This window comes from Aerosakkonema funiforme FACHB-1375, from assembly GCF_014696265.1.
GTDB classification, from domain to species: domain Bacteria; phylum Cyanobacteriota; class Cyanobacteriia; order Cyanobacteriales; family Aerosakkonemataceae; genus Aerosakkonema; species Aerosakkonema funiforme_A.
In genome coordinates this window covers 1-6472 of record NZ_JACJPW010000206.1, presented here as the reverse complement: position 1 = coordinate 6472, position 6472 = coordinate 1, and the positions used below count along the sequence as shown (strand labels likewise).

The following is a 6472-nucleotide window of genomic DNA, read 5'->3' as shown; positions in this document are numbered from 1 at the left end:
CTCTGCCTGGGTGGAGAAATCCCTCCAAGTAAGCCGAGTCGTGGAAAGAGGAAGCCCAAAGAGCGATCTTTGGAATCCTCGTACCTTTAGGTCGAGGAGGATGTCAACAGCAACTTCAGGACGAACTAAGAGAACGCCAGCAAGTAGCAGCCGCATTGCAGCAGAGTGAAGCTGAATTTCGCTCTTTAAGTGAGAATTCGCCAGTCGGTATCTTCCGTATGGATGCAGAGGGACGCTGTACTTATACCAATCCACGCTGTCAAGCTATCTGTGGCTACACCTTTGACGAAGCTTTGGGAGAAGGTTGGTTACAATTCGTTCATCCGGAAGACCGAGAATGGCTAATGCAAGATTGGTCGCAAACCCTATCCTCTCAACAACAATTTTCGGCTGAGGTGCGTTATATCCATAAAGATGGAACTATTCATTTTGCACAAATGAGAACATCTCCCCTGTCTAGAACTAGCAGCCAATTAATCGGTCATGTGGGAACAGTGGAGGATGTCACCGAACGTCGAGCGATTGAACAGATGAAAAGCGAGTTTGTCTCAATTGTCAGCCACGAACTGCGAACGCCCCTGGCTTCTATTCGCGGTTCTTTGGGGTTACTCGCCGCCGGAGTCTTCAAAAACAAGCCCGAATCTGCCCAACAAATGTTAGACATTGCCACTTACGATACCGAACGGTTAGTACGTCTAGTTAATGATATTCTCGATTTAGAGCGACTGGAATCACACAAAGTTAATCTGAATAAGCAATGGTGCGATGGGGCAGCACTTCTGGAACAGTCAGTTAAAACAATACAATCTTTGGCAGTAGAAAGTCAGATTTTACTATCAGTTGAACCGACTTCTGTTCAAGTCTGGGCGGATAGCGATCGCATTATTCAAACTCTCGTTAATCTGGTCAGCAACGCAATTAAATTTTCACCCCCTCATAGCACCGTTACGCTTAATGTTCAAGAGCAAGCCGACCGGGTTTTATTTGAAGTCAAAGACCAAGGACGAGGCATTCCTGCTGATAAGTTAGAAACTATCTTTGGACGATTTCAACAGGTGGATGCTTCTGACTCTCGCCAGAAAGGAGGAACAGGTTTGGGTTTAGCCATCTCTAAAAGTATCGTACAGCAGCATGGTGGCAGAATTTGGGTCGAAAGTGTTCCAGGACAAGGTAGTAACTTCTATTTCACTGTGCCTATCTTATTGAACGAATAAATTAATAAAATTACGAAAGAATGGAAAAAATATCAACCTAAAACAAGGAGTTTAAATGAACTTTATTCAGCGATTTTTACCTTATGTAATAGTACTTGGCTCGACAGCGATCGCTTTACTCATAACATTTTGGGTACAGCTAATTTTACTCCGCCCTAATGGTGCTTTCTTCTATATAGCGATTATTGTAACAGCCTGGTATGGCAGTTGGCGAGCGGGATTTGTTACCATTGCCATTGCCACATTAGCAATTAATTATTTTTTTCTTCCTCCTTTATATCATTTGGAGATTGCCCAAACAATTGATACATTATGGCTATGTATTTTTTTAATAGTTGGTTCAATAATTAACCTCCTCACGAGCAATTTTCGATACGGCAAACAAAAGATCGAGCAACTTAATCAACAATTGGTACAAGAGAAAGATCCATTAATACAATTAGCTTCTTCTGCGGCACAAATGGGGATGTGGAATTGGGATATTGTCACTGGAAAGAATCATTGGTCTCCCGATCAGGAGGAATTATTTGGTTTGACTCCAGGGACATTTGATGGCAAATACGAAACTTTTTTATCATATATATATTTTGAAGACAGGGAAAGAATCAATCAAGCAGTACAACAGGCAATTCAAAACAACAGCCTTTACCAAGTAGAATATCGTGTAGTCTGGGCAGATGGCAGCATTCATTGGATTGAATCTAGGGGACACGCTTTTTATAACCAAGCAGGAGAACCGATCCAAATGATTGGAACGGCGACGGCGATCGATCTACGGAAACAAGCACAAGGATTACTGCAAGAGAAATTTGAGCAACAACGCTTGGTGATGGAAACCACCCAACGGATTCGCCGATCGCTCAATTTACAGGACATTTTCCAAACTACTGTAGACGAAATTCGACAGTTGCTTCAGAACGATCGCGTAATTATCTTTCAGTTTGACCCACAATGGCGGGGAACCGTCGTTGCTGAATCAGTGGGTACTGACTGGACAGCTATTTTAGCAACCGAAATCTACGATCCTTGCTTTGGCTCCCAGTACGTCGAACCCTACAAACAAGGCTTAGTTACTGTCAAATCTGATATTTATAATGCCGGAATCGATCCCTACCATCTGCAATTACTAGCAAATTTCCAAGTTAGAGCCAATTTAGTAGTTCCTATTGTCAAAGGAGGTGAATTGTGGGGGTTGCTAATTGCTCATAATTGTGCTGCGCCTCGCCAATGGCAATCATCAGAAATCGATCTGATGCGACAGTTAGCCAGCCAAGTGAGTATTGCCATTCAGCAATCCCAATTGTTTGCACTTGTGCAAACGGAACTGGCAGAACGCAAGCAAACCGAAGCTCTACTGCGCTTATTTGTTCAGTATGCGCCTGCTGGTATTGCTATGCTTGACCGCGATATGCGCTATATAATGTCAAGTCAGCGCTGGGTAGATCAATATAACCTCGAATCGATCGAATCTCTGATTGGTCGATCGCACTACGAAATCTTACCCGAAATTCCCCAACGCTGGCGACAGATTCATCAACGCTGTTTAGCTGGGGCAATCGAAAAAAGTGAAGAAGATTTGTTTATCCGAGCAAATGGGAAACAGCAATGGGTATGCTGGGAAATTCACCCCTGGTATACTGCTACAAATGAAATTGGCGGCATAATAATTTTCTCTGTTGATATTAGCGATCGCAAACAAGCAGAAACGGCTTTAAAAGAACTAAATGCCCAACTAGAACAACGGGTATTAGAGCGAACGGCAGAACTTTCTCAGCTAAACGATCGCCTACTGGAAACATTAACCGCCCTCCAAGAAAGTGAAGAACGCCGCCGACTGGCTCTAGATTTAACCCATATCGGCTTTTGGGATATGCAACTGCTACCTAGCGAAGATATCGTCGGGAACGATATTCACTTCACGCTACTGGGTTTAGATCCCTTTAGCATTAAGCCAACTCTTGAGCTTTGGCGCAGTTGCGTTCATCCTGACGATCTTGGTTGGGTCGAACAAAAGTTCTCCGAAGCGATGGAAAACCACACCGATTTCGCCGCCGAACATCGAGTGATTCATCCTGATGGTTCTGTTCATTGGTTAATGTCTCGTGCCAAAGCCGTCTACGATATATTTGGGCAACCTATGCGAGTGCTGGGTGTATTGTTAGATATTAGCGATCGCAAACGCGCAGAACAAGACTTACAGCAAACTCATACGGAATTATTACAGCACAAAGAGCAACTAGAAAGAGTTAATGAGGAATTGCAAGTTACTGTAGAAGAACTGCAAATCACTGAGGAAGAACTAAGACAAAACAATGAACAATTAAAGGCTGCTATCTTAACGGTTCAGTTGGAACAAAATCGGTATGAAGACTTATTTAACTTCGCTCCAGATGGTTATCTGCTCACAGATTCAATAGGTATAATTGAAGAAGCCAATCAAGCAGCAAGCAACCTTTTGTCTATTCCTTCATCTAATTTAATTGGTAAGCCCTTGTATCTCTACGTCTGTAACGAAAAGAAGCAATTCTTTCGCACTTTGCTCGCGCAGCTGCAACAGTTGCCCGGGCGACAAATATCTGAGCTAACCATCGTACCTCAGCAGGGAAATTCCTTTCCGACAGAGATCGCTGCCTCTGCCATCCGTGATGAGCAGGGTGAAGTTAGGGGTATTCGCTGGTTGATTAAAAATATCAGCGATCGCAAACACGCCGAACAAATGCTCCAGCTTCAGGCTGTAATCACCCGCAACATGGCAGAAGGCTTATGCTTAATCAAAGCGGATAATGCAGTCATTGTCTACACCAATCCTAAATTTGAGCAGATGTTTGGCTATAACTCCGGCGAACTCAACGGTCAGCACGTTTCCATAGTCAACTACGCCACTGAAGAGGTAACGGCTGAAGATGTCAATCAAGCCATTCGGTCAGCCATTTTCCAAAACGGTGAAGCTACGTATGAAATCCATAACGTTAAGAAAGATGGCACTCCATTTTGGTGTAGGGCGACGACTTCTGTATTTAGGCATCCCGACTATGGCGATGTTCTGGTTGCAGTTCATCAAGATATCACCGAAGCGAAGCACCTTGAAGAGGTTCGCAAACAAACAGAAGAAGCTCTCAGAGAGAGCGAAGCTAAATTCCGTTCTCTGAGCGAGTCTTCACCTGTGGGCATTTTTATGACGGATATGCAGGGGCAGTGTATTTATACGAATCCACGCTATCAGGCGATTTTTGGCTGCACGTTTGATGAAGCTTTAGGAGAAGGTTGGGTACAGTTTATCCATCCAGAAGACCGAGAGGAGGTCACAGCCAGGTGGTTAAAAGCCGTGTCCCAAAAGCAAGAATTCTCCGGTGAAATTCGTTGTATCCATAAAGATGAAACTATTCGGTTTTGTCAAATGCGCTCAGCTTCTATCCTCTCTGTTTCCGGTCAATTAATTGGTTATGTTGGCACGGTAGAGGACGTTAGCGAAAGTCGAGTCATTGAAAAGATGAAAAGCGAGTTTATCTCAATTGTCAGCCACGAACTGCGAACGCCCCTTGCCTCAATTCGCGGTTCTCTGGGCTTACTCGCCTCTGGTGCTTTGAAAAACAAGCCAGAAACTGCCCAACAAATGTTAGACATCGCCATTCACGATACGGAACGATTAGTGCGTTTGGTTAATGATATTCTTGACTTAGAGCGACTCGAAGCACAGAAGGTCAAGCTGAATCTCCAATGGTGCGATGCCGTAACACTTATGCAGCAGTCTGTGGAAACAGTGCAATCTTTAGCAGTACAAAGTAACATCACTTTGTCTGTTGAATCGACTCCTTCTATTCAAGTTTGGGCGGATAGCGATCGCATTATTCAAACTCTCGTTAATCTGGTAAGCAACGCGATTAAATTTTCTCCGCCAGGAACTACGGTTACCCTCAGTGTCCAAGACCAAGCCGACCGGGTTTTATTTCAAGTCAAAGACCAAGGGCGAGGCATTCCAGCCGATAAGTTACAAACTATCTTTGGACGATTTCAACAGGTGGATGCTTCTGACTCACGCCAAAAAGGAGGGACGGGTTTGGGTTTAGCCATCTCTAAAAGTATCGTACAGCAGCATGGCGGCACAATTTGGGTCGAAAGTTTTGCAGGAGAAGGCAGTAATTTCTATTTCACATTGCCAAAACTCCTCGATTAGCCTTATAATATTACGAATAGAATAAATATGCCCTGATAACAACTATTTTTTATGTCAGACAAGCGAATTCTAGTTATTGATGATGAAATAAACCTCTGTACTGTTATTCAAGCTTGTCTGGAAAACTTAGGAGGTTGGGAGACGCTGACGGCTTTTTCAGGTAAAGAAGGACTTGCGATCGCCCAGACCCAACGCTTCGATGCCATCTTACTAGACGTGATGATGCCAGATATGGACGGAATCACGGTGTTGGGAGAGTTACAAAATAATACAGCTACTCAAGCGATTCCAGTCATTTTGTTTACTGCTAAGGTGCAGTCTAGTGACCTAGCTCAGTTTGCGAAGCTTGACGTGGCTGGAGTAATCGCTAAACCGTTTGACCCTTTGACATTAGCAGATCGAGTGGCTTCCACTTTGGGGTGGTTAAGTTGAAGCTCCCCACCCACGAGGGGATGAGGCTTCCAACCCAACATCTCAGTAAATATGTTGCTTACCTCAAAATTTACTCAAATTTTGATCGTAACTTATAGGTGAAGTGAAAATACTAAGTTGTATCCCACATTAGACCATTGCTAGATGAGACCTGCTATGTCTAGGATGCCTAATGTGGGTTTTATTATTCGATCGCGTTCTATAATCTATCGATTAAATCGGGCAACCTTTAGGAGAGAGCGTGTGCTTATAAAACAATTTCTTTCGGCAATAGTATTTAAGCCTCTAGAAGACTGTATTTTAGCCAGATCCTTTCCAGCCATTCAGTGGTACGTAGCAGACAAAATGGATAAGGTAACTACTAAACGAATTTTATTGAGCGTGCGTAAAACCCCATCCCCTTGCGGGTGGGGATGAAAGCACGGTCAAAAGAAGGGGCTCGATGCCCCTTCTTTTGACAATTAGCGTTGTTTTAGAAAGTTAATATATCGATTGACAGCTTATTCCAAATCACCGCCAACAGAGGAGTAAAAAGTTGGTATTTGTTGACGGTATATATAAAACTTTGCTACTATATTCTCATCACCAAATGTTCAACGCAATGAAAAGAACTGTTAGCATTCCAGTTGATTTACCGAGCGATAGATTTCTG

General features: G+C 43.5%; 3 protein-coding genes. All 3 read left to right on the top strand.

Annotated elements, in window-relative coordinates; genetic code table 11:
• Positions 1–155: 155 nt before the first annotated feature.
• The 3 genes from H6G03_RS36505 to H6G03_RS36495 are packed head-to-tail and all read left to right on the top strand — an operon-like array spanning position 156 to position 5820.
• Positions 156–1214, top strand: coding sequence for an ATP-binding protein (locus H6G03_RS36505; RefSeq protein WP_242060540.1), 1059 nt, complete (start codon positions 156–158; stop codon positions 1212–1214).
• A gap of 55 nt (positions 1215–1269) precedes the next feature.
• Positions 1270–5388, top strand: coding sequence for a PAS domain S-box protein (locus H6G03_RS36500; RefSeq protein WP_190475734.1), 4119 nt, complete (start codon positions 1270–1272; stop codon positions 5386–5388).
• Between the two features lie 51 nt (positions 5389–5439).
• A complete protein-coding gene (locus H6G03_RS36495; RefSeq protein ID WP_190475732.1) occupies positions 5440–5820 on the top strand; it encodes a response regulator in 381 nt (126 codons plus the stop codon).
• Positions 5821–6472: the final 652 nt, after the last annotated feature.

What these genes read in the sequence shown, in the direction of transcription:
- H6G03_RS36500 (WP_190475734.1), top strand. Translation starts at nt 1,270, where the DNA reads ATGAACTTTATTCAGCGATTTTTACCTTATGTAATAGTACTTGGCTCG.
- H6G03_RS36495 (WP_190475732.1), top strand. Translation starts at nt 5,440, where the DNA reads ATGTCAGACAAGCGAATTCTAGTTATTGATGATGAAATAAACCTCTGT.